Origin of the sequence: Microvirga roseola, from assembly GCF_020866965.1 — a bacterium.
Lineage (GTDB): Bacteria > Pseudomonadota > Alphaproteobacteria > Rhizobiales > Beijerinckiaceae > Microvirga > Microvirga roseola.
In genome coordinates, this window is record NZ_JAJATX010000163.1 from 1 (window position 1) to 1,086 (window position 1,086).

Genomic DNA, 1,086 nt, shown 5'->3' on the forward strand with positions numbered 1-1,086 from the left:
ACTCTGCTGCTGAGCCATGGCAGACAGCGGAACCAGGGCCGACGTGCCCAGGATCACCGCGAGAAATGCGCGCTTCATTATACACCTCCATAAAGACATCTTCGGAAATCGGCGCCGACAATGTTGCGGGTCGCCCCCAGCCCGACGGACCGGATGACGGCAGACTTGGCGATGTCCAGGCCTGTCCTGCATGTGCCTCGCGAGTGAGCGTCACAAGACTGGCCTCGGGTCGTCGCCGCGAATGCGGTCAGGCGCCTCTTCGGGGACAAGAGCTAACGGAAGACTTGGTTTCGCCTGCGCAGTCAGAGTTTGTACGCAGGCGGACTTAAATGGCTCGGAAAGCGAAGATCCGACGGCTGCGCCGTCGACGACCCCGAGAACGCAGCCGGCTACCTGATGAAGCGAACGGCCGGACTATCCAGCCCGGCCGTCCTGATTGTTGACGCTGCGCAGCCTTTACTGCTTCTGCTGCGGCGTGATCGTGATCGACTGGCCTGCGCCCTGGCCGCCCTGCTGGTTCATGCCCGGCTGCGCGCCCATGGCGCCGCCCTGCTGACCCATGCTGCCGCCGGCGCCGCCCATCGAGCCGCCGCTAGCGCCGCCACCGACTGCGCCGGTGCTGGTCGGCGAGCCGCCCTGGCCGCCCTGCATCCAGTTGGTCATGCCCAGCGCCGCCATCGTTTCGGTCGTGAGCGTGCCAGTGGGTTCAAGGCCCTTGGCCTGCTGGAAGTTCTTGGTGGCCTGCTCGGTACCGTCGTCCCACTGGCCGTTCACGTTGCCGCCGCTATAGCCGGCCTTGTTCAAGGCCTGCGTGATCTCGCGCACGGCCGCCGGGCTGGCGTAAAGCGGGGTGCCCTCACCCTGGGACTGCTCCTGAGCCACGCGCTGGCCCTGCTGGCCGCCCTGGGCCTGACCGGCGCTCTGGCCCTGCTGGCCGCCACCCTGCGCAGTCTGCTGCCCGGCCTGACCGCCGCCCTGAATGTTGGGCTGGAAGACCTGCTGGTTCATGCCAAGAGCATTGATCAGGGCGATATCGAGCTGGCCCGTCGGCTCCAGGCCCTGGGCCTGCTGGAAGTTGCGCGCGGC

General features: G+C 67.1%; 1 protein-coding gene. It reads right to left on the reverse strand.

Going from position 1 to position 1,086, the window contains the following annotated elements; translation table 11 throughout:
• Positions 1 to 456: 456 nt before the first annotated feature.
• A partial coding sequence (locus LG661_RS24665; protein ID WP_230534636.1) for a peptidoglycan-binding domain-containing protein occupies positions 457 to 1,086 on the reverse strand: 630 nt, incomplete at its 5' end.